This is a genomic window from Salipiger pentaromativorans (genome assembly GCF_024721115.1).
In the GTDB taxonomy this organism is placed as follows: Bacteria; Pseudomonadota; Alphaproteobacteria; order Rhodobacterales; family Rhodobacteraceae; genus Salipiger; species Salipiger pentaromativorans.
Genome location: NZ_JAMDHK010000009.1, coordinates 151,052 through 173,354, shown reverse-complemented (window position 1 = coordinate 173,354; position 22,303 = coordinate 151,052). Strand labels below are relative to the sequence as shown.

The window sequence follows — 22,303 nt, the reverse complement described above, 5'->3', positions numbered from 1 at the left end:
GCCCGTCAAACCTCTCGATGTTATCTCCGCCTCGTCTGCGTCAGCGCCGCGTTCCCGCCTCGCCGCCGCCCCGTCTGGCGTCCCAGCCGCACCTCAGCGCCGCCGGTGAGGGGGTATTTACGGTTTGATGCCGGGGGCCGCAAGCGGTTTCTGCGAGAAACGTCATCTTTTTTTTAATTTCCTGAAGTTTCGTTCAAAATCAAAGCGTTGCATCGGAGCTTTTTTCGCCACGCGGTATCGGAAGCGCTTTGAGCCCAGCGATTTCAGGAGGCTCCGGCGGGGAGTCCTACCAGATTTTGCGTTACCCACAGAGTTACCCCCAACCCGGGCCGACTCCCTCGCGAAAATCGCCGCGAGTCACCCCGCTGACTCGGCCGAAATCCCTCCAACTGAGTCTGAAGGAGTTCCCAGACCAAAGGCCCTGACTCGCGCCCGGAGCAAATTTCCCGCCGGTTTTCCGGTCTGAGGCCCAAAATCGACCGATTTTCGGAAAATACGCGATTCTCGCAGCGCCCCAGATACGGCAATGCCTCCTCGACTCTGCCCGGTTCTTGCGCGGTTTGAGAAGAATGTCGCGATTCCACCGCCCTCAAAGCCCAGAACACCGATTTCAGCCGCCCTGCCCCCTGCTCTCAAGAGAGTGCGCACAGAGCTTTGGCACCTATCCGCGCTGCCCGGACCGCCTCGCCACCGCTATTCCCGGCAGGCGCAGCGCCAGCAGGCCCAGCACAACCGTCAGATAGACCAGCGGTTCGATCTGAAAGCCTTTCGCCAGCATCATGTAATGCAGCGCCCCCAGCAGCACCGCGCCATAGGTCAGCCTGTGCAGCTGACGCCAGCGCCTGCCCCCGAGCCGCCGCAGCGACAGGTTGTTCGAGGTCAGCGCCAGCGGGATCAGCAGCGCGAACCCGAGCATGCCCACGGTGATATAGGGGCGCTTGACGATGTCGGCCCAGATCTGCGCCGGGATCTGCACGTCGAGCGCCAGCCAGACCAGCAGATGCAGCGCAACATAGAGAAAGGCGATCAGCCCCACCGCGCGGCGGAACTTCAGCAGGTTCACCCCCGCCAGCTTGCGCAGCGGCGTGATGCAGAGCCCCGCGATCAGAAGCTGCAGCGCCAGCTCCCCCAGTTCGTGTTCGAGCGCCTTGATCGGCTCGACGCCCAGCCCCCCGGTGAGACCCTGCCAGAGCAGCCAGAGTGCCGGGAGCGGACACAGTATATATAGGGCCCAGTTCGGCACCCGCCGCGCGGCGGCATTGATCCGGTCCGCCAGCATCAGAAAGACTTGCTCAGATCCATTCCGGCATAGAGGCCCGCCACCTCCTCCCCGTAGCCGTTGAACATCAGCGTGGGTTCGCGCTTGGCAAACAGCCCGCCGCCGATGCGGCGTTCGCTGGCCTGGCTCCAGCGCGGGTGGCTCACCTCGGGGTTCACGTTGGAATAGAAGCCGTATTCGCGGGCATTGGCCTTGTTCCAGCTGGTCGGCGGCTGGCTGTCGGTCAGGGTGATGCGCACCACCGATTTGATCGACTTGAACCCGTATTTCCACGGCACCACCAGCCGCAGCGGCGCGCCGTTCTGGTTGGGCAGGTCGCGGCCATAGATGCCGGTTGCCATGAGGGTGAGCGGATGCACCGCCTCGTCGAGCCGCAGCCCCTCGACATAGGGCCAGTCGAGCACACGGTAAGCGGTGCCCGGCATTTCCTCGGGGCGCAGCACGGTTTCGAACGCGACGTATTTCGCCGAGGGCTGCACGCCCGCAAGATCCAGCAGGTCGGCCAGCTCGAACCCGGTCCAGGGCACCACCATCGACCAGGCCTCGACGCAGCGGAACCGATAGATCCGTTCCTCCAGCTCCATTTGAGCCAGAATATCCTCGAAGGCGTAATCGCCTGGGCGGTCGACCAGCCCGTCGATCTTGACGCTCCAGGGCATGGTGGTCAGCCCGCCCGCGTTGCGCGCCGGATCGTCCTTGCCGGTGCCGAACTCATAATAGTTGTTGTAGCTGGTGATCTCTTCCCAGCTGTTGGGCTCCAGCGCCGCTTCGGCCCGCGCGCCGCCGGCGAGCCCGGCGAGCCCGGCGAGCGCCAGACCGGCAGAACCGCCCAGCATCTGGCGGCGGTTCAGCCACAATGTCTCGTCGGTAACGTCGCGGTCCTTCAGACCGCCTTTCCAGCGCAGCGCCATGGGGCCCTCCTAAGCTCCTGTCCTTGAGGAAAGGTAGCTGCGGAGGGCCATTCCACAAACCAACAAAGACTCACGTTGCGGTGTCTGTCCTGTAACTTGGGCGGATCTTGTTGAAGGGGATCGAGCTGCCATCGGCCTGCACGATGCGCACATGACGCCGCCGCATCTGGCGCGGCTCCGACACGCCGACGGAATGCGCGATGGTCTCGACCTCCTTGATCACCGATTTGGCGTAATTCGCGACCTTCACATATTTATCCTCGACCACGAGCCCTTTCTGAAGACGCGGGTCATGGGTGGTGATGCCCGTGGGGCAGGTGTTGCGGTTGCATTTCAGCGCCTGAATGCAGCCCATCGAGAACATGAAGCCGCGCGCCGAGGTGATGAAATCGGCGCCGATGCAGATCGCCCAGGCCACATCCGCCGGGTTCACCAGCTTGGCCGAGGCGATGATGCGGATGCGGTCCTTGAGCCCGTAGCGGTCGCGCAGATCGACGATGCGCGGCAGCGCCTCGCGGATCGGCATGCCGACAAGGTCGATGAGCGGCATGGGCGCGGCGCCGGTGCCGCCCTCGCCGCCGTCGATGGTGATGAAGTCGGGCGCGCTTTCGGCGCCACGTTCCACAATCATCTTAAAGAGGTTTTCCCACTCGTCCGACGAGCCGATCACCGTCTTGAACCCCACCGGCTTGCCCGAGACCTCGCGGATATGGCCGATCACGTTCAGCAGATCGCCGAAATCGTCGATCTCCTTGTGCCGGTTGGGCGAGATGCCTGCCTGCCCGACCTTGAGGCCGCGAATGGCCGCGACCTCTTCGTTCACCTTCTCGCCGGGCAGGATGCCGCCCTTGCCGGGCTTGGCGCCCTGCGCCAGCTTCAGCTCGAACATCTTCACCTGCGGATCGGCGGCCACCGCGCGCAGCTTGTCGTCGCTGAGATTGCCATGCTCGTCGCGCAGCCCGAACTTGGCGGTGCCGATCTGGAACACCAGATCGCAGGGCGCCGCCTTGTGATAGGGCGCAAGCCCGCCCTCGCCGGTGTTCAGCCAGATCCCAGCCTTGAAGGCGCCCTTGCTCAGCGCCTCGACCGCCGGGCGCGAGATCGCGCCATAGCTCATGCCCGAGATATTGAAGATCGACTTGGCCACATAAGGGACGCGCGCATGCGGGCCGATCACCATGGGCTCGGTGGTGGCGAACTGATCGTCGAGCGGCGGGAAGACCGCGTTCACAAAGATCGGCGTGCCGGGAATGTTGAGATTGCGAGTCGAGCCGAAGGCCACGGTGTTATCGCCGCCCTTGGTGGCGTGATAGACCCAGTCGCGTTGTGCCCGGTTGAACGGCATCTCCTCGCGGTCCATGGCAAAGAAATACTGGCGGAAGAACTCCCCCAGCTTGGTGAAAAGTCCGCGAAACCGCCCGATCACCGGATAATTGCGCCGGATCGCATCGCCCGCCTGCGTGCGGTCGATCACAAACAGCACCAGCGCCAGCAGAACGGCGGCGCCGATGACCGCGACAAAGACCAGTGCGAGAACCTGCAACGCATACATCGCCGCGCCCATGTTACCCCCTCATATATTCATTGATTTGCATGATTTTCGGTTTCCGCGTATCACCGGCACAGTGACAATCGCCGCCGCGTTCGGCAACCACTCGGGAGGAGAGAGATGAAAAAACTGCTGGCTGCGCTGGTTTTGGCCACGGGCCCCGCGTTTGCGGAGGATGTCGTGACCTACGATACCGACCAGAGTTTCGACGACGTGTCCTTTGGTCTGGAGAATGCCATCATCGACGCCGGGCTGGTGATCGACCATGTGAGCCACACCGGCGAAATGCTCGAACGCACGCGCGGCGATGTGGGCTCGGATGTGGTGATCTTCGACGTGGCCGACATCTACAGCTTCTGCTCGGCCAAGCTGTCGCGCGAGGTGATGGAAGCGGATCCGATGAACGTCATGTTCTGCCCCTACGACATCTTCATCATGGTGCGTCACGACAAACCCGATGTCACGACCATCGGTTTCCGCGCCTATCCCGAGGGCGAGATGCAGAAGATCCAGGAGCTGCTCGACGGGCTCGCCCGGGCGGCGATCGGTCTGGACTGAGCGCAAGCGGGTGGTGGGCAGATTGCCCACCCTACGGGGTCTGCGCCATGCAATGTAGGGTGGGCAATCTTTGCCCACCGTCGCCAACCAGTCTCCGCTTCGCAAAGATCGAGAGCCGCGCATGCGCCGGACCGTGGGCTGGCGCTCGGCCTTCTGAGCCTCTCGATTTATCCCGGCCACGTCCGAAAGACCTCAACACTTGACGCGGTCGTCACAAAAGCGCCAGACCGCCGGGACGGTCCGGCGCTTGCGCGGCGCCCTTCGGGCTTGTTCCGCGCCGGGACAACGCTCATTTGTAGGGTGGGCAATCTGCCCACCATCCCTCAAACCGAACCCAACGAAAAAGGCCCGCCAACCGGCGGGCCTTTTCCTGTTCATAAATGCAACACTCAATGCACGACCGCATCGTCCGGGCGCGGGCGGTTCGAGGCCCCGACGCGCTCGCCGATCAGCAGCCCGTCGGCCCCGGCGCTCACCGGCACCAGATCGCCGTCATGGATGTCGCCACCGAGGATCATCTCGGCCAGCGGATCCTGCAAGGCACGCTGGATCACCCGCTTGAGCGGACGCGCCCCGAAGACCGGGTCGTAGCCTTCCTCGGCCAGCCATTTCTTGGCCGCCTCGTCCAGCTCCAGACGCACCTTGCGCTGCGCCAGCCGCTTGAGCAGCCGCGACAGCTGGATCTCGACGATACCATCCATATCGTCCCGCTTCAGCCGGTCGAAGATGATCGTCTCGTCCAGACGGTTGAGGAACTCGGGGCGGAAATGCGCCCGCACCGCGTCCATCACGTCGCGCCGTGCCTGCGCACTGTCCGCGCCTTCCGGCAGCTGCGACAGCGCCTGAGACCCGAGGTTCGAGGTCAGGATGATCAGCGTCTGCTTGAAGTCGACCGTGCGGCCCTGACCGTCGGTCAGCACCCCGTCGTCCAGCACCTGCAGCAGCACGTTGAACACGTCCGGGTGCGCCTTTTCGACCTCGTCGAACAGCACCACCTGATAGGGGCGCCGGCGCACGGCCTCGGTCAGCACACCGCCCTCGTCATAACCGACATAGCCCGGAGGCGCGCCGATCAGACGCGAGACCGCGTGTTTCTCCATGAACTCCGACATGTCGATCCGCACCATGGCGTTGTCGTCGTCGAAGAGGAACTCGGCCACCGCCTTGGTCAACTCGGTCTTGCCCACGCCGGTCGGCCCGAGGAAGAGGAACGAGCCCAGCGGACGGTTCTCGTCGTTCAAGCCCGCGCGCGCCCGCCGCACGGCATTCGCCACGGCGCGCACCGCCTGCGCCTGACCGACGACCCGCTTGTGCAGCCCGTCTTCCATGCGCAGCAGTTTCTCGCGCTCGCCCTCCAGCATCTTGGAGGTCGGGATGCCCGTCCAGCGTTCCACCACCTCGGCGATCTGCTCGGGACGCACGGCCTCTTCGACCATGACATCGTCCTCGGCGCTTTCCGCCTCGGCGAGCTTTTTCTCCAGCTCCGGGATGCGCCCGTATTGCAGCTCCCCGGCCTTGGCGAAATTGCCCTCGCGCTTGGCGATCTCAAGATCGGCCCGCAGCTTGTCGAGCTCTTCCTTGATGTCGCGCGCCGAGGCCAGCTTGTCACGCTCGGCCTGCCACTGGGCGGTCATCTCGGCGGATTTCTCCTCGAGATCGGCCAGTTCCTTTTCGAGCTTTTCGAGCCGGTCCTTCGACGCCGCATCGTCTTCGAGCTTCAGCGCCTCGACCTCGATCTGCATTTGCAGGATGTTCCGGTCGAGCTGGTCGAGCTCTTCGGGCTTGCTGTCGACTTCCATCCGCAGACGCGACGCCGCCTCGTCCATCAGGTCGATGGCCTTGTCGGGCAGGAAGCGGTCGGTGATGTAGCGGTGCGACAGCGTCGCGGCGGCCACAAGGGCGCTATCCGAGATCCGCACACCATGGTGCAGCTCGTATTTCTCCTTGATGCCGCGCAGGATCGAGATCGTGTCCTCGACCGTCGGCTCCTGCACCATCACCGGCTGGAAGCGCCGGGCAAGGGCCGGGTCTTTCTCCACATGCTTGCGGTACTCGTCGAGCGTGGTGGCGCCGACGCAGTGCAGCTCACCCCGTGCCAGCGCCGGTTTCAGCAGGTTCGAGGCATCCATCGCCCCGTCCGCCTTGCCCGCGCCGACCAGCGTGTGCATCTCGTCGATGAAGAGGATGATTTCGCCCGCGGCGCTCTCGATCTCCTTCAGGATGGATTTCAGCCGTTCCTCGAACTCGCCACGATATTTCGCGCCGGCGATCAGCGCGCCCATGTCGAGCGCCAGAAGACGCTTGTTCTTCAGGCTTTCGGGCACGTCGCCATTGACGATGCGCAGCGCCAGCCCCTCGGCGATGGCGGTCTTGCCGACACCGGGCTCGCCGATCAGAACCGGGTTGTTCTTGGTCCGGCGGGACAGCACCTGCATCGAGCGGCGGATTTCCTCGTCGCGGCCGATGATCGGGTCGATCTTGCCCTGTTCGGCACGCTCCGTCAGGTCCAGCGCGTATTTCTTCAGCGCCTCATAGCCTTCCTCGGCATTGGCGCTGTCGGCGGTGCGGCCCTTGCGGATGTCGTTGATCGCCTCGTTGAGCTTTTGCGGCGTCACGGCACCGGCTTCCAGCGCCTCCTTGGCACCGGATTTCTCGATGGCCAGCGCCATGAGAATGCGCTCCACGGGCACAAAGCTGTCACCGGCTTTCTTGGCGATCTTCTCGGCCTCGTCCAGCACCTTGCCGGTCGCAGAGTCGAGATAGACCTGCCCCGCGTCGCCCGAGACTTTCGGGAATTTGGCGAGCTTCTGCTCCAGCGCCTCGACCACACGGTTGGGCTGACCGCCCGCGCGGGTGATGAGATTGGACGCGAGCCCCTGGTCGTCGTCCATCAGCGCCTTGAGGATATGTTCGGGCGCCAGCCGCTGGTGGCTTTCCCGCATCGCAATGGTCTGCGCCGCCTGAATGAAACCGCGCGACCGCTCCGTGAACTTCTCCAAGTTCATGGTGTCTCTCCTTCCATTAAGCGCCCGATCGGGATTTGCAGCGCCTGCCAGGCAGCACGCGGCGATGTCGGGCCTCATCCCTCAAGATGGTCCTGAGAGCGCGTGCCTTCAAGTCCCGTGATCACAAAATCCGCAGCGCGGTTCCGCTGAAAATACCCCGGTCTTCCGCACCGCATAACGAATCTTTTGGCAAAAGCGCCCACCCCCTGTTCCCGAGGCTTGACGCTGCGGAGCCGCCGCCGCATGAGAGGCCCGTCCCAAACATACCGCCCACATATAAGGAGCGCCCCATGTCCGACGACCGCCTGATCGTTGCCCTCGACGTGCCCAACGCCCTGGAGGCGCTGAAGCTGACCGACGCCATCGGCGACGCCGTGTCCTTCTACAAGATCGGGCTGGGCATGCTCACCGGCGGCGGGCTGGCGCTGGCCAACGAGCTGAAGCAGGAGCATGGCAAGCGCATCTTCCTCGACATGAAGCTCTTCGACATCGGCCAGACGGTGGAGAACGCGGTGCGCGGGCTGGCACAGTTCGATCTCGATTTTCTCACCGTGCATGGCGACCCGCATGTGGTGCGCGCCGCCAAGGAAGGCGCGGCGGGCAAGGATCTCAAGATCCTCGCGGTGACCATTCTCACCTCGCTCGACCGCACCGATCTGGATGACAGCATGATCCGCGCGGGCGAGGTGCCCGATCTGGTGGTGGAACGCGCTGCCCGCGCCTTCGAAGCGGGGGCCGATGGCGTCATCGCCTCACCCAACGAGGCCGCCCGCATCCGCGCGCTGCCCGAGGCCGAGGGGCGTCTGATCGTCACCCCCGGCGTGCGCCCCTATGGCACGGCGGATGACGACCAGAAGCGCATCGCCACCCCCGCCAGCGCCATCGCCGCCGGGGCCGACCATATCGTCGTCGGCCGCCCGGTCTGGCGCGCGCCGAGCCCGCGCGACGCGGCGCTGTCGATCCAGCAGGAGCTGCGCTCGCCGCAGGCCCAGCGCCCCAACCGGGGCTGAGGCCCTTGCTCCCGGCGCGGCAAGCGTCTAACCAGCAGCGCATGACCCGCGCCGTGACCCATACTCAGTTCTGGTGGCAGCCCTCGTAACAGGGCGGCCCGCGCGATTCATGCAAACACAGGCCGCCGCATCGGGCGGCCTTTTTCACATCCCCTCCCCCTGCGGCGTCCCGTCCCTTCCAAACGGAGACCCCACATGACCAGACCCGTGATCCTGACCGGCGACCGCACCACCGGCCCGCTGCACATCGGCCATTACGCCGGTTCGCTGAAAAACCGCCTGAGCTTTCAGGACAGCCACCGGCAATTCCTGCTGCTCGCCGACACCCAGGCACTGACCGACAATGCCGACGACATCGGCAAGGTGCGGCGCAATGTGCTTGAGGTGGCGCTGGATTACCTTGCCGTCGGCATCGACCCGGCGAAAACCACGATCTGCCTGCAATCGCATCTGCCCGCGCTGGCGGAGCTGTCGATGCTCTACCTGAACTTCGTCACCGTCGCCCGGCTGGAGCGCAACCCCACCATCAAGGACGAGATCCGCGCGCGTGGCTTCGGGCGCGACATCCCGGCGGGGTTTCTCTGCTATCCCGCCGCCCAGGCCGCCGACATCACCGGCTTCAAGGCGACCGTGGTGCCGGTGGGCGAGGATCAGGCGCCGCTCATCGAGCAGACCAATGAGATCGTGCGCCGCATCAACACCGCCGCCGGGCGCGAGGTGCTGCCCGAGGCACGGGCGGTGATCCCCAAGGCGGGGCGTCTTCCGGGGATCGACGGCAAGGCCAAGATGAGCAAATCCGGCGGCAATGCCATCGCCCTCTCGGCCAGCCCCGACGAGATCTCGGCGGCGGTGCGCGCCATGTACACCGATCCGGGCCACCTGCGCGTGAGCGATCCCGGCAAGGTCGAGGGCAATGTGGTCTTCACCTATCTCGACGCTTTCGACGAGGATCAGGACGAGGTCGCGCGACTCAAGGAGCACTACCGGCAAGGCGGCCTTGGCGATGCGGTGGTGAAACGGCGGCTGGAGGACATCCTTCAGGCGCTGCTCGCCCCGATCCGCGCGCGGCGCGCCGAGTATGCCACGGATCTGGCCGAGGTGACGCGCATCGTCGCCGAGGGCACGCAGCAGGCGCGCGAGGTGACCGAGGCCACCAAGCGCGAGGTGATGGACGCACTCGGCGTCTTCCGGCTCTGAGCCCGAGGGCCCGTCCCGAAACCGGGGCGGGCCGTCAGTCTTCGTTGATGTCGCGGTCCCAGTGCTTGATCTGGCCCTTGCGGATGCCCACCACCTGCCGCAGCGCCAGCCAGGCGGCCAGCGAGACCAGCGCAAAGATCAGGAACAGCCAGGGCCAGGCCAGCGCATAGCCCGCCAGCAGCCAGAGCCCGACCGCCGCCGCCCCGATGGCAAAGCCCAGAAAGACAAAGGCCGGGGCCAGCATCTCCAGCACCAGCAGGATCACCGCCGCCGCCAGCCAGACCCACCAGAGCGTCACCATCAGCTCCGCCCCTTCAGCATCCCGAAGGCGTTCTTGAACGCGTCCAGCGCGTCGGCGGGCACCACGATGGTCTGCTTGCCCTCGCCCTTTCCGAGCGAGACCAGCGCCTCGACCTGCTTGAGCGCCACCTGATACTGCGCGGCCGCAAGACCATGCTCGGCAATGGCCTGCGCCACGACCTGGGTCGCGTAGGCTTCGGCATCCGCCGCGATGCGCCGCGCCTTGGCCACCTGTTCGGCGGCGTAAAGCTCGGCGTCGGCGGAAAGCTCCACCGCGCGTTTCTTGCCCTCGGCCTCGGTCACCTGCGCGCGGCGCGCGCGCTCGGCATTGAGCTGCTGGAGCATCGCGTCGCGCGTCGCCTGATCGAGATTCACGTCGAGGATCTCGGCCCGCGTGACCTCGATCCCCCAGTTGTCGACCGCATCCTCGACATTACCCTTGATGGTCGAAATCAGTGCCGAGCGGTTGGACTGCACCTCGTCCAGCTCCATCTTGCCGATCTCGGCCCGCACGATCCCCGCCACGGTGGTGGCGATGGCCGCGTCCACGTCGCGAATCCGGTAGACCGTCTTTTCCGGCTCCAGAATGCGGTAGAAGACCGAGGTTTCCACCTGCACCAGCACGTTGTCGGCGGTGATGGCATCCTGCGAGGCGGTCGGAAGCTGGCGTTCCAGGATCGACACCTTGTGGGCAACCCGGTCGAGAAACGGCACGATGAAGTTGATCCCCGGCCCCAGCACCGCGCGCAGCCGCCCGAAGCGTTCGACCACATGTTTTTCCGACTGCGGCACAATCCGCACCCCAAGAAGGATGGCGAGGATGAGGAACCCCGCCAGCAGCAGGATCACAAGGTTCCCGCCCATAAAAATCTCTGCAACAAGCTCTTCAACGTTCATAATGGCCTTCCTTCTCTATGCGCGCAGTATGCCCTGCCGCGTGAGGGCCGAAAAGCGGTTTCGGACCCACCGCGCGTCCTTGGCAGCTCTTGGCAAACCGAGTGGAATCGCGGACAGAGAGCGCCCATCGCGTCCCCGGGCGCCGTCACCCCTGTGTCGCCAGATAGGCGGACAGCATCTCCTGAAAATGTGGAATCGCATCGTCACGGCGGGCGTATTCCTCGGGCGGCATGAGCTGCCAGCCATAGCCCTCGCCCCCGAACCGCACATCCTCCGCCCGGCCGGCGGGCAGATGCGCCGCGAAAAACCAGCTCGGCCCGTTGCGGCGGCGCCAGACCAGCGCGCTGCGCGGCAGCGTCAGCCCCACCTCTTCCTGGGTCTCGCGCAAGGCGCACTCCTCGGCGCTTTCAGAGCCTTCGCGGCCACCGCCCGGAAAATCCAGATAGCCCGGCCAGGGAATCCCCGTGCTGTGATCGCGCCGGATCACCAGCAGATCGCTGCCCAGAAACAGAATAAGTTTCGCACCTGCAAAGCTCACGGCGTGGCCCCACGCTCCATTCCCGCGTATAAGGAAGAGGTAACCACTCATGGCGGAATTACCACCCATGCCCGCGCTTTGCCGCGACTGTCTGGCAGAATTCGACGCGGGCACGCGCTGCCCGAGCTGCGGGCGCCCCAGAATCGTCTCGCATGACGAACTGTGGTCGCTGTCGATCGCGCATATGGATTGCGATGCCTTCTATGCCAGCGTCGAGAAACGCGAGAATCCCGCGCTGGCCGACAAGCCGGTGATCATCGGCGGCGGCAAGCGCGGCGTGGTCTCGACCGCCTGCTACGTGGCGCGCATCCGGGGCGTGCGCTCGGCCATGCCGATGTTCAAGGCGCTACAGCTCTGCCCCGACGCGGTGGTGCTGAAACCGCGCATGTCGCTTTATGCCGAGGTCTCGCGCAAGATTCGCGGCTTCATGGAAGAGCTCACGCCCGCCATCGAACCGCTGTCGCTGGACGAGGCGTTTCTGGATCTGACCGGCACCGCGCGGCTGCATGGCGCGCCGCCCGCCGTGGTGCTGGCGCGGCTGGTCAAACGCATGAAGGCCGAGCTGGGCGTCACCGGTTCCATCGGGCTCTCGCACAACAAGTTTCTCGCCAAGATCGCCTCGGATCTCGACAAGCCGCACGGGTTTTCGGTGATCGGCGCGGCGGAAACCCAGGCCTTCCTGCGCCCCAAGCCGGTGCGGATGATCTGGGGGGTGGGGCAGGCGACGCAGGATGCGCTGGAACGTTCGGGCATCCGCAGTTTCGAGGATCTGCTGCGCTGGGAGCGCGAGGATCTGACCGCGCGCTTCGGCTCGATGGGCGATAGGCTCTGGCATCTCGCGCGCGGTGAAGACCACCGGCGCGTGACCCGCGATGCGCCGGTGAAGTCGATCTCGAACGAGACCACCTTTCACGAGGATACCGCCGACCCGGATCTTCTCGACGGCCATCTCTGGCGCATGTGCGAAAAGGTTGCCGACCGCGCCAAGGCCAAGGGGCTGGCTGGGCGGGTGGTGGTGCTCAAGGTGAAGCGCGCGGATTTCCAGCTTATCACGCGGCGCCACGCGCTGGGGGATGCCACGCAAATGGCCGACCGGATCTATCGCGAGGCGCGCGCGCTCTTCGACCAGCTCGGACCGCGCGGCCCCTATCGACTGCTGGGGGCCGGGATCTCGCAGCTTGTGCCCGCCGAGCAAGCCGACCGGCTGGGAGATCTGCTCGACCCGCAGGCGGCGCGGCGCGCCGGCGCCGAGCGCGCCACGGATGCGATCCGGGCGAAATTCGGCGAGGACGCCATCGTCAAGGGGCGCGCCCTGCGATAGCGACCGGTGTTGCGCCAGGTGACCTGACCGCGGCCGCCATCCGGAAGCCCTCCGGCTCTAGCAGAGGGGAAAGGTCTTTGCGTCACATTCGCCTAGTGGGGCGCTTCAGGAGACGACAATGACCGAAGCTGACATCGACGCCGCCCTTGGCGATGCGATCCGCAAACATGTTGAATGGAAAGTCCGTCTGTTCAAGGCCGCCTCCACCGGGCGGCTCGACGTTTCCCCCGCGATGATCGGAAACTGCCAGGGCTGTGCCTTCGGAAGATGGCTGGACGACCCCAGTATGACCCCGCAGATCCGCGCCGGCAAACCATGGCAGGTCGTCTACCGGCTGCACAAGGAGTTTCACGAGATCGCCGGCGACGTGGCAGCGCTGATTGCCGAGAACCAGACCGACCAGGCTCTCGACATGATGCACGGCCTTTACAAGCAGAAATCCGACAAGCTGGTCTCGGCGCTGGCTCTCTGGCGCTCGGAACTGCGGCTGGGCGCAGTACACGCCCCCGCCTCCTGACAGGGAGGCGGATCGCCGGGCTTAGACTCAGGCTCAGGCGCCGCGGCGCAGCAGCTCATCTTCCTCGTCGGAGGAATCGTAGCCCAGCGCTTCGAGGCCCGCTTCGAGATGGTCGGCCACATGCGGCGTGCCGATCAGGTAGTCGGCCGTAGGTGTCGAGGCTTCGGCGACGGCGGTCGCATAGGCCTCGGCCCATTCGTCGGCATCGAACGCGTCGCGGCCGATCCACATGATCGCGACCAACGCGGCCTGTTCCTCTTCGGTCATCTGGTCGATGATCCCGCGCAGCTCGCCTTCGCCGCGGTCGATCTCGCGCGCCAGCAGGATCACATGGGCGACCTTACGGACACTGATCTCTTCCATTTCCCCGTCTCCTCTATCTGGCCCGGCAGCATGGGCGCGGGCCGGCCTCCCGTCCTTGATCTTGCGCAAGAATACGGCAGGATGGCCCGTCTGGCAAAACATGTCCGATCCGCAATACGTAAGAATTCATCCGGTGGGAAGAGCGCGGCGTCCGCGCGGGCTCAGGAATTGCGCGGCAGCGGCACCACCGTGTCGGCGCGCCGGTCCTCGAAATCGAAATCGTCGAGCCTGCGCGCGCGCCGGCCCGCCTTGTCGGCGCTGATGCGGATTTCGGACACATCCCGGGCGGCCTGGGCGAAATGCCGGTCGAGATTCTCCACCCGCGCGCCCAGCCGTTCGACATCCGTGTTCAGCAGCGCCAGCTCGCGCCGGATCGCCCCCGCCTGCTCGCGCATCCGCGCATCCTTGAGCACCGCGCGCAGCGTGTTAAGCGTGGCCATGCAGGTGGTGGGCGAGACGATCCAGACCCGCAGCTTGAAGCCTTCGCGCACCACCTCCGGGTGGTTGGCGTGCAACTCGGCATAGACCGCCTCCGAAGGCAGGAACATCAGCGCCGAGTCGGCGGTCTCGCCCTCGATCACATAGCGCTCTGCGATGTCGCGCAGGTGCTTGCGCACCGAGAGGCGAAAGGCCTGCGCCGCGCGCGTGCGGCTGTCGCCCATCTCGGCCCGCATCAGCGCCTCATAGGCTTCGAGCGGGAATTTCGCGTCGATGACGATGGGGCCCGGCGGCTCGGGCATGTGGATCAGGCAATCGGCCCGGCGCCCGTTCGACAGCGTCGCCTGAAGGGTATAGCTGTCCGGCGGCAGCGCCTTGCCGACGATGTCGGTGAGCTGGATCTCGCCAAAGGCGCCGCGCGTCTGCTTGTTCGACAGGATGTCCTGAAGCGACAGCACGTCGCCCGAAAGCCGCGAGATATTCTCCTGCGCGCGGTCGATGAGTTTCAGCCGTTCCTGCAACTCGCCGAGGCTGTGGGCGGTACGGCGGGCGGTGCCGTGCAGGCTTTCCGACATATGGCCCTGCACCTCGGCCAGCCGCCGCTCCATCAGTTCCAGCATGGCGGTCTGGCTTTGAAGCTGCGCCTCGGTGACGTGGTGCAACCCGCCCGCCAGCCGCTCCTGCCCCTCGCCCAGCGCATGCACGCGGGCATTGAGCTGCGCCAGCGGCTGCGCCAGACTCGCGGCGCGGTTGGCAGCGCGGATCGCCAGAAACAGGACCAGCAGCAGCGCCGCCAGCGCCAGGCCCGCCCAGAGGCGCGGGTCGTCCAGCGCGACCGTGACCCCGCCGAGATCGCTCATGTGCGCCCGAACAGCCGCTCGATGTCGGAGAGTTTCAGTTCCACATAGGTCGGCCGGCCATGGTTGCATTGGCCGGAATGCGGCGTTGCCTCCATCTCGCGCAGGAGCGCGTTCATCTCTTCGGCGCGCATCCGGCGGCCCGACCGGATCGAACCGTGACAGGCGACACGCGACAGGATCGCCTCGATCTTCTCCTGGACAAGCTGGGAACTGCCGTAATCGGCAAGCTCGTCGAGAACATCGCCGAGCAGCGCCTTGGCATTGACCTCGCCGAGAATGGCCGGGGTCTCGCGCACCGCGACGGCGCCGCCTCCGAACGGCTCGACAGTGAGCCCCATGCGGGCGAGCTCCTCGGAAATAGAGAGCAGGCGCACAAGATCGTCGGCAGAGAATTCGACGATTTCGGGGATCAGCAGCGCCTGGGCGGCGACGCCGCGCTCGGCCATCTGGCGTTTCAGCTTTTCATAGACGAGACGTTCATGCGCGGCATGCTGATCGACGATGACGATGCCGTCCCCGGTCTGGGCGATGATGTAATTCTCATGCACCTGGCCGCGCGCGGCGCCAAGCGGCAGCGTCTCATCGGCGCCTTGCGGCGCCTCTTCGACCGGATCGACACGGCCGGAATAGGCCTGCGCCATCTCGGCGAACCCCGCCTCGGGCTGCGGTGCCGGCATCGGCGCCTGCGCCCGCCAGGCGGTGGAGAGCGCCCCCTGCGAGGGCCGGTCCATCTGATAGACGCGCGGAGCCACCGGTTCCGGCCGCATCGCCCCCAGCGTGGCGCCCGCCACGGTGCTCGACGCCCGGTGCCCGGCCTCGGCCAGCGCGTGGCGCAGCGCCGAGACGATCAGCCCGCGCACCACGCCGGGATCGCGGAACCGCACCTCGGATTTCGCCGGGTGCACGTTCACATCCACCTTGTGCGGGTCGCAATCGACAAACAGCGCCACCGCCGGGTGCCGCTCGCGGCTGAGGAAATCCGCATAGGCGCCGCGCAGCGCGCCATGCAGCAGCTTGTCCTGAACCGGGCGCCCGTTGACGAAGAGATACTGCGCCACCGAGGTGCCCCGCGAATAGGTCGGCAGCGCCGCGAGACCGGTCAGCCGGAACCCCTCGCGCTCGGCATCGACGGAAAGCGCATTGTCGGTGAACTCCGCCCCCATCACCTGCGCCAGCCGCCCGCGCAGCGCGTCGAAGAGATCGCCCGAGCAGGGATCGGCGCGGAAACTCACCCGGTCCTTGCCCTCGCTCACATCGCGCAGGGTAAAGCCCACCGAAGGCTCGGCCATGGCCAGCCGCTTGATCACATCGGAAATCGCCTGCTGCTCGGCGCGGTCGCTGCGCAGGAATTTCAGCCGCGCCGGCGTGGCGAAAAACAAATCGCGCAGCGTCACCACCGTGCCGCCGTTCAGCGCGCAGGGCTTGGCCGGCGTCATCTTGCCGCCGGAGACCGAGATCTCGGCCCCTTCCTCGCCCGCGGCGCGGCTCTGGATCGTCAGTCGACCGACAGCGCCCAGCGAGGGCAGCGCCTCGCCGCGGAATCCGAAGCTGTGGATGTTCAAGAGATCGCTGCCGTCGATCTTGGAGGTGGCATGGCGCGACAGCGCCAACGGCAGCTCTTCGGCGCTCATGCCGCAGCCGTCGTCGCTGACCCGGATCAGCGTCTTGCCACCGTCCGCCACCTCGACCGTGATCCGCCGCGCGCCCGCGTCGATGGCGTTTTCCACCAGCTCCTTCACCGCGGAGGCGGGCCGCTCCACGACCTCCCCCGCCGCGATCCGGTTGATCGCGGCCTCGTCGAGCTGACGGATGACAGGGCGCATATTGGGGCTGCAAGTATTCATCCTACAAAACCTAGCAGAGCCGCCGCGATTCTGAAACGGGGGAATCGCAGCGCATCACTGCGGTGCCCGAGCATGAAACCAAAGTCGCACTTGGCTCGAAGGGGAAATAAATGCAAAGATTTAACACGGAATGACGCAGCATTGTTGCGTTACTCCGGGAGCAGTCAGAGGAGGCCGAGATGCCCGTAACCCGCTTCGCCTATGAAACCATCGCCGCGCTTTACGGCCAGAGCTTTGCACAAACCTGGTTCCGCCCGGTATCGGCGGTCTTCAAGGACGCCGAGTAAAGAGCGGTCAGCCCTCGCTCGCCGCTTCGAACCAGCGGCGGATGACCTCGCGTTCGCCGTCCTCCATGAAGGACAGGTTGGCAGGCGGCATGGCCCGGCTCAGCCCGGCCTGAAGATAGATCGCCTTGGCATTGGCCGCGATGCCCTGCGCGCTGTCCAAATGCACGCCCTTGGGCGCCCAGGCGAGCCCGTCCCAGCCCGGCTCGGCGCTGTGGCACATGGAACAGCGGCCCAGCACGATGTCCTGCACCTCTTCAAAGCCTTCGGCCTGCGCATAGCGCAGCGTCGCCCCCTGCGCTTCGGCCTCCCAATCCGACTCGCCCGGCAGATCCAGCGTGGACAGCCACATGATCGCGATGAAGAGCAGCGCCGTGACCAGCCAGGTCCAGTAGGGCGTGCCCTTGCGCGCATGCATGGAGTTGAAGAAATGCCGGATGGTGACGCCCATCAGGAAGACAAGGCTGGCGATGATCCAGTTATACTCGCTGGCAAAAGCCAGCGGGTAGTGGTTGGACAGCATCAGGAACAGCACCGGCAGCGTCAGATAGTTGTTATGGGTCGAGCGCTGCTTGGCGATCTTGCCGTATTTGGGATCCGGGGAGCGGCCGGCCTTCAGGTCCTCGACCACGATCTTCTGGTTCGGGATAATCACGAAGAACACGTTGGCGGTCATGATCGTCGCGGTGAAGGCGCCCAGATGCAGCAGCGCGGCGCGGCCGGTGAAAACCTGCGTATAGCCCCAGGCCATGATCACAAGCACCACGAAGAGGAACAGCATCAGGCGGGTGTTGTCCTCGCCGAATTTCGATTTGCAGAGCAGGTCATAGGCGATCCAGCCGATGCTCAGCGACAGGAGCGAGATCACGATCCCGGCCCAGATCGGAATATCCAGAACCTCGGGATCGACGAGATAGAACTCGGCGCCCAGGTAATAGACCAGGATCAGCATGGCGAAGCCGGAAAGCCAGGTCACGTAGCTTTCCCATTTGAACCAGACAAGATCGTCCGGCATGTTCGCGGGCGCCACGAGATATTTCTGGATATGGTAGAAGCCGCCGCCATGAACCTGCCATTCCTCGCCATCCGCCCCCGAGGCGAGATTGCGGTCGCGGTGCAGACCCAGATCGAGTGCGATGAAATAGAACGAAGACCCGATCCAGGCGATCCCGGTGATGACATGCAGCCAGCGCACCGCAAATTCCACCCAGGCCTCGGCCGCCAAGAAATTGATCATGTCCCGTCTCCGTCTTCTTTTTCTTCTAGGTTTTTCCGTCCGTCCGGCGCATCCCGCGCAAACGACCGTTTCCTTTAGAAAACCCAGTTTTGCGCGAAATGCATCCGGAAAACCGCCCCCCTGCGCCGCGCCGGCACATTTCACAGGCGTTCTGCCCGCCCGGTGACCATCTCGCGCGCCGAAACACGCGGCGCGATGCCGCGTCGCAGAATACGCCCCCTTGCGCGACAGCCGTCCGAGACGCACTTACTTAGACAATCACGCTTCACAACGCCCGAAAGGAATTGCGCCATGAAAACCGAACAGGTCGGCGACGGCATCCTCGAAACCTGGACCGTCGAAGAGGTCGATGAGGCCTTCAAGAAGAACGAGATCGTTCTGATCGACGTGCGCACGCCGCAGGAATACATGTTCGAACATGTGGAAGGCGCGCTGCTGATGCCGCTGTCCTTCTTCAAGGCCGAGAAACTGCCCGGCCAGAGCGACAAGCGCATCGTGTTCCACTGCGGTTCGGGCGTGCGCTCCGAACGGGTGGCCCGCGCGGCGCTGGACGCGGGCTTTGCCCGTGTGGCGCATATGGAAGGCGGGTTCGGCGCATGGAAAGGCGCCAAGAAACCCTATATCGGCACCAACATGGCCACCGGCGCGCCGCATCTGGTGAGCTGACGCATCGCTCTGGTGCCGCAACCTCTGGCCGGCGCCGTTTTTTGCGTATTTGACAAGAGAAGAAGGGCCAAGAGCGATCCTGGCCCTTCTTCTTTTTCATAAATACGCAACCGCAGCCTGGCCGCCGGGCGCGCCGTCAGCCGCGCTGGCCGGCCACCATGAGCCCTTCGGATTTGAGCGCCGCATGGCACTCGTCGAGCGAGGTCCAGGCACGTTCGATGAGGGTGTCGATCTCGGCCTTGGTCAGCACCAGCGGCGGCGAGATGATCATCCGGTCGCCCACATGGCGCATCACCAGATTGTTGGCGAAGCAGCGCTCGCGGCAGATATAGCCCACGGTGCCCGCCTCGGACGCGAAGGGCGCACGCGCCGCCTTGTCCGGGGTCAGCGCGATGGAGCCCATGAAGCCCGCGATCTTCGCCTCGCCCACCAGCGGGTGATCGGTCAGCGATTCGAACTTCTCTTTCAGATAGGGGCCGGTCTCCTCGCGCACGCGGGTCACGATGTTCTCTTCGTCGAGGATGCGCAGGTTTTCCAGCGCCACGGCACAGGCCACCGGGTGGCCGGAATAGGTGTAGCCGTGGTTGAACTCGGTGCTGGCGATGACCTCGGCCACCTCGTCGCAAAGCACCGACCCGCCGATCGGCTGGTAGCCGGAGCTGAGACCCTTGGCGATGGTCATGATATGCGGCGTGATCCCCATGGTTTGCGAGCCGAACCAGTTGCCGGTGCGTCCGAAGCCGCAGATCACCTCGTCGGCGATCAGCAGGATGCCGTATTTGTCGACGATGCGCTGGATCTCGGGCCAGTAGCTGGCGGGCGGGATGATCACCCCGCCTGCACCCTGGATCGGCTCTGCGATGAAGGCCGCGACCTTCTCGGGGCCGATCTCCTCGATGGCAGCTTCGAGCTGGCGGGCGCGCTCCAGGCCGAACTCCTCGGGGCTCATGTCCCCGCCCTCGGCCCACCAGTGCGGCTGGTCGATATGGTGCACATCCGGGATCACGCCCCCCTGCCCGTGCATGCCCTTCATGCCGCCGAGGCTGGCCGAGCCCACGGAAGAGCCGTGATAGGCGTTCCAGCGCGAGATGATCACCTTGCGCTCGGGCTGGCCCTTTTCGGCCCAGTAGGTGCGCACCAGGCGGATATTGGTGTCGTTCGCCTCCGACCCGGAGGACGCATAGAAGACGTGGTTGAGATCGCCCGGCGCCAGCTCCGCCAGCCGCGCCGAAAGCTGGATCGCGGGCACATGGGTGGTCTGGAAGAAGGTGTTGTAATAGGGCAGCTCTTCCATCTGGCGGGCGGCGGCGGCGGCGAGTTCCTTGCGCCCGTAGCCCACATTCACGCACCAGAGCCCGGCCATGCCGTCGAGAATGCGTTCGCCCTCGCTGTCGGTCAGCCACGAGCCTTCGGCGCGGGTGATCACCCGCGCACCCTTTTTGGCAAGCTCGTTACCATGGGTGAAGGGATGCACGTGATGGGCGGAGTCCAGCGCCTGCAGCTCGGCTGTGGGCGCGTTGGGAGAAATGAAGGTCATGGCCGCGTCTCCTGAATTTCGGGGGTCGAGGCGCAGAATATGATCAAATTATTTCCTGTCAATCGAATCAGGACAATCCGGCGGCGATCTGCGTCATCCCCTGCGCGACATCGGCCTGCATGGCCGCGGCGGCCCCCTCCGGGTCGCGGCGGGCCAGCGCGGCGAGGATCGCCTTGTGCTGGTCGGGCAGGTTGCGCGTGCCGAACTGGCCGCAGACCACCCGCAGCGACGGTCCGAAGCGCAGCCAGAGCCCTTCGACCAGATCGGTCAGTATGGGGGCGCCCGCCACCGCATTCAGCTCGGCATGGAACTGGTGATTCTCGACCAGGTAACCGCGCACGTCGCCCTTGGCGATGGCCGCATCCAGCCGCGTGTCGGTGGCCGTCAACAGTGCCACCGCCGCGTCGTCGCAGCGCAGCGCCGCACGCCGCGCCAATTGCGGCTCAAGCGCCACGCGCGCCAGCGTCAGCTCCTCGACCGCGGCCGCGTCCAGCACCGGAACGGTGATCCGCCGGTTGCCCTGAAACACCAGCGCCCCTTCGGCGATCAGCCGCCGCAGCGCCTCGCGCACCGGGGTCATGCCCGCCCCGAGCCCCTCCACCAGCCCCTGGATCGTCACCGGCTGTCCCGGCTCCAGCTCGCCGAAGAGAATCATGTCGCGCACCTGGCGATACACCACTTCATGGGTCGGCAGGCCCGCACCCTCTGCCCGCAAGTTCACCATCTGCCTCCTGTTTGACCAATCCGCCCGCAAACCCATCTTGCACGCTCCCGCAGCCCGTGAAAACATCTCGTATGTTGCCATATCGCGCAACATTTGATCAAATCCAAAGGCCACGGGGCGACAAGACCCCATGTCCAACGGGAGCACATGATGAAAACACCCCTTCTGACGATTACCGCGACCCTCGCGCTGGCCACGGGGATGGCCCAGGCCGAAGAGGTCCGCGTCTACAACTGGTCGGACTATATCGACGAGGATCTTCTGACCAAGTTCGAAGAGGAAACCGGCCTCGATCTGATCTACGACGTGTTCGACAGCAACGAGGTGCTGGAGACCAAGATGCTCGCCGGCGGCTCCGGTTATGACGTGGTGGTGCCCACCGGCACCTTCCTGCAGCGCCAGATCGCCGCGGGCGCATTCCAGAAGCTCGACAAGTCGAAGCTGCCGAACATCGCCAATATGTGGGATGTGATCGCCGACCGGACCTCGAAATACGACCCCGGCAACGAATACGCGATCAACTACATGTGGGGCACCACCGGCATCGGCGTGAACGAACCCAAGGTCAAGGAAATCCTCGGCGAAGACGCGCCGGTGACCTCCTGGGACCTGGTCTTCAAGCCCGAGAACATGGAAAAACTCGCCGCCTGCGGCGTGATGTTCCTCGACGCCCCGACCGAGATGATCCCCGCCGCGCTGAACTATATCGGCGAGGATCCCGACAGCCACGACCCCGAGGTGATCGCCAAGGCCGAAGCGGTCTATATGCCGGTGCGCCCCTATATCCAAAAGTTCCACAGCTCGGAATACATCAACGCGCTGGCCAATGGCGACATCTGCGTGGCGGTGGGCTGGTCTGGTGACGTGCTGCAAGCGCGCGACCGCGCGGCCGAGGCCGACAACGGCGTCGAAATCTCCTATTATGCGCCGGACGAGGGTGCACAGATGTGGTTCGACGAGATGGCCATCCCGGTCGACGCCCCGAACCCCGATGGCGCCCATGTGTTCCTGAACTTCATCATGGATGCGCAGAACATGGCGGCGGCGTCGAACTACGTCTATTACGCCAACGGCAACCTCGCCTCCCAGGAATTCCTCGAAGAGGACGTGATCGGCGATCCGGCGATCTATCCGACCCCGGCGGCGATGGAGAACACCTTCACCACCACGCCCTATGAGCCAAAGGTGCAGCGTGTGGTGACGCGCCTCTGGACCAAGATCAAGTCGGGCACCTGAGACCCCGACGGACCGGCCCGCGCCCCAAAGGC

At 65.2% G+C, this 22,303-nt stretch carries 20 protein-coding genes; 7 read left to right on the top strand and 13 right to left on the bottom strand.

Features of this window, described 5'->3' with window-relative positions; translation table 11 throughout:
- Positions 1-661: 661 nt before the first annotated feature.
- The 3 genes from msrQ to M4578_RS15000 all read right to left on the bottom strand — a co-directional run bounded on the left by msrQ (position 662) and on the right by M4578_RS15000 (position 3,754).
- The gene (gene msrQ, locus M4578_RS15010) at positions 662-1,279 is read right to left on the bottom strand and encodes a protein-methionine-sulfoxide reductase heme-binding subunit MsrQ (RefSeq protein ID WP_258094102.1); all 618 of its coding nucleotides are present in this window, start codon (positions 1,277-1,279) and stop codon (positions 662-664) included.
- Complete coding sequence (msrP, locus tag M4578_RS15005; RefSeq protein ID WP_258094101.1) at positions 1,279-2,190, bottom strand: protein-methionine-sulfoxide reductase catalytic subunit MsrP; 912 nt, start codon at positions 2,188-2,190, stop codon at positions 1,279-1,281. The genes msrQ and msrP overlap by 1 nt, the downstream gene beginning before the upstream one ends.
- Positions 2,191-2,260: 70 nt before the next feature.
- Positions 2,261-3,754 (bottom strand): FMN-binding glutamate synthase family protein, encoded by a 1,494-nt coding sequence (locus tag M4578_RS15000; protein WP_258094100.1) that lies wholly within the window; start codon positions 3,752-3,754, stop codon positions 2,261-2,263.
- A gap of 105 nt (positions 3,755-3,859) precedes the next feature.
- On the opposite strand from M4578_RS15000, the gene M4578_RS14995 reads away from it, so the two are divergent.
- A complete protein-coding gene (locus M4578_RS14995) occupies positions 3,860-4,297 on the top strand; it encodes a DUF302 domain-containing protein (RefSeq protein ID WP_258094099.1) in 438 nt (145 codons plus the stop codon).
- Between the two features lie 389 nt (positions 4,298-4,686).
- Here M4578_RS14995 and clpB read toward each other — a convergent pair whose 3' ends face one another.
- Complete coding sequence (gene clpB, locus M4578_RS14990) at positions 4,687-7,302, bottom strand: ATP-dependent chaperone ClpB (RefSeq protein ID WP_258094098.1); 2,616 nt, start codon at positions 7,300-7,302, stop codon at positions 4,687-4,689.
- Positions 7,303-7,592: 290 nt separating this feature from the next.
- On the opposite strand from clpB, the gene pyrF reads away from it, so the two are divergent.
- Together pyrF and trpS are read left to right on the top strand one after the other, a co-directional pair.
- Complete coding sequence (pyrF, locus tag M4578_RS14985; protein ID WP_258094097.1) at positions 7,593-8,312, top strand: orotidine-5'-phosphate decarboxylase; 720 nt, start codon at positions 7,593-7,595, stop codon at positions 8,310-8,312.
- A 195-nt stretch (positions 8,313-8,507) separates the two neighbouring features.
- Positions 8,508-9,509: a tryptophan--tRNA ligase gene (gene trpS, locus M4578_RS14980; protein WP_258094096.1), complete on the top strand. Its 1,002-nt coding sequence runs from the start codon at positions 8,508-8,510 to the stop codon at positions 9,507-9,509.
- A 34-nt stretch (positions 9,510-9,543) separates the two neighbouring features.
- Here trpS and M4578_RS14975 read toward each other — a convergent pair whose 3' ends face one another.
- From M4578_RS14975 to M4578_RS14965, 3 genes are all read right to left on the bottom strand, one after another.
- A complete protein-coding gene (locus M4578_RS14975; RefSeq protein WP_258094095.1) occupies positions 9,544-9,810 on the bottom strand; it encodes an NfeD family protein in 267 nt (88 codons plus the stop codon).
- Positions 9,810-10,673 carry an SPFH domain-containing protein gene (locus M4578_RS14970; RefSeq protein ID WP_420854815.1) on the bottom strand — a complete coding sequence of 288 codons (864 nt, stop codon included), beginning with the start codon at positions 10,671-10,673 and terminating at the stop codon, positions 9,810-9,812. The genes M4578_RS14975 and M4578_RS14970 overlap by 1 nt, the downstream gene beginning before the upstream one ends.
- 178 nt (positions 10,674-10,851) lie before the next feature.
- Positions 10,852-11,244 (bottom strand): NUDIX hydrolase, encoded by a 393-nt coding sequence (locus tag M4578_RS14965; RefSeq protein ID WP_258094093.1) that lies wholly within the window; start codon positions 11,242-11,244, stop codon positions 10,852-10,854.
- Between the two features lie 67 nt (positions 11,245-11,311).
- Here M4578_RS14965 and M4578_RS14960 point away from each other — a divergent pair, with 67 nt between their 5' ends.
- Positions 11,312-12,565: a DNA polymerase IV gene (locus M4578_RS14960; protein WP_258094106.1), complete on the top strand. Its 1,254-nt coding sequence runs from the start codon at positions 11,312-11,314 to the stop codon at positions 12,563-12,565.
- A 118-nt stretch (positions 12,566-12,683) separates the two neighbouring features.
- Positions 12,684-13,082 (top strand): CZB domain-containing protein, encoded by a 399-nt coding sequence (locus M4578_RS14955; protein ID WP_258094092.1) that lies wholly within the window; start codon positions 12,684-12,686, stop codon positions 13,080-13,082.
- Between the two features lie 33 nt (positions 13,083-13,115).
- Here M4578_RS14955 and M4578_RS14950 read toward each other — a convergent pair whose 3' ends face one another.
- The 4 genes from M4578_RS14950 to M4578_RS14935 all read right to left on the bottom strand — a co-directional run bounded on the left by M4578_RS14950 (position 13,116) and on the right by M4578_RS14935 (position 18,108).
- Positions 13,116-13,445 (bottom strand): DUF3775 domain-containing protein, encoded by a 330-nt coding sequence (locus M4578_RS14950; protein WP_258094091.1) that lies wholly within the window; start codon positions 13,443-13,445, stop codon positions 13,116-13,118.
- Between the two features lie 161 nt (positions 13,446-13,606).
- Entirely contained in the window at positions 13,607-14,743 is a 1,137-nt protein-coding gene (locus M4578_RS14945) for a DNA recombination protein RmuC (protein ID WP_258094090.1), read from the bottom strand.
- Entirely contained in the window at positions 14,740-16,566 is a 1,827-nt protein-coding gene (gene mutL / locus M4578_RS14940; protein WP_420854814.1) for a DNA mismatch repair endonuclease MutL, read from the bottom strand. Before mutL ends, M4578_RS14945 begins: the two co-directional genes overlap by 4 nt.
- Positions 16,567-16,881: 315 nt before the next feature.
- Positions 16,882-18,108, bottom strand: coding sequence for a urate hydroxylase PuuD (locus M4578_RS14935; protein ID WP_258094088.1), 1,227 nt, complete (start codon positions 18,106-18,108; stop codon positions 16,882-16,884).
- A 291-nt stretch (positions 18,109-18,399) separates the two neighbouring features.
- Here M4578_RS14935 and M4578_RS14930 point away from each other — a divergent pair, with 291 nt between their 5' ends.
- A complete protein-coding gene (locus M4578_RS14930) occupies positions 18,400-18,774 on the top strand; it encodes a rhodanese-like domain-containing protein (protein WP_258094087.1) in 375 nt (124 codons plus the stop codon).
- A 136-nt stretch (positions 18,775-18,910) separates the two neighbouring features.
- Here the strand turns inward: M4578_RS14930 and M4578_RS14925 are convergent, their stop codons facing one another.
- Both M4578_RS14925 and M4578_RS14920 read right to left on the bottom strand, forming a co-directional pair.
- Positions 18,911-20,311, bottom strand: a complete 1,401-nt coding sequence (locus M4578_RS14925) for an aspartate aminotransferase family protein (protein WP_258094086.1) — start codon at positions 20,309-20,311, stop codon at positions 18,911-18,913.
- Between the two features lie 67 nt (positions 20,312-20,378).
- Positions 20,379-21,035, bottom strand: coding sequence for a GntR family transcriptional regulator (locus M4578_RS14920; RefSeq protein WP_258094085.1), 657 nt, complete (start codon positions 21,033-21,035; stop codon positions 20,379-20,381).
- 150 nt (positions 21,036-21,185) lie between these two features.
- Between M4578_RS14920 and M4578_RS14915 the strand changes: the two genes are divergently transcribed.
- A complete protein-coding gene (locus M4578_RS14915) occupies positions 21,186-22,271 on the top strand; it encodes a polyamine ABC transporter substrate-binding protein (RefSeq protein WP_274705640.1) in 1,086 nt (361 codons plus the stop codon).
- Positions 22,272-22,303 lie beyond the last annotated feature (32 nt).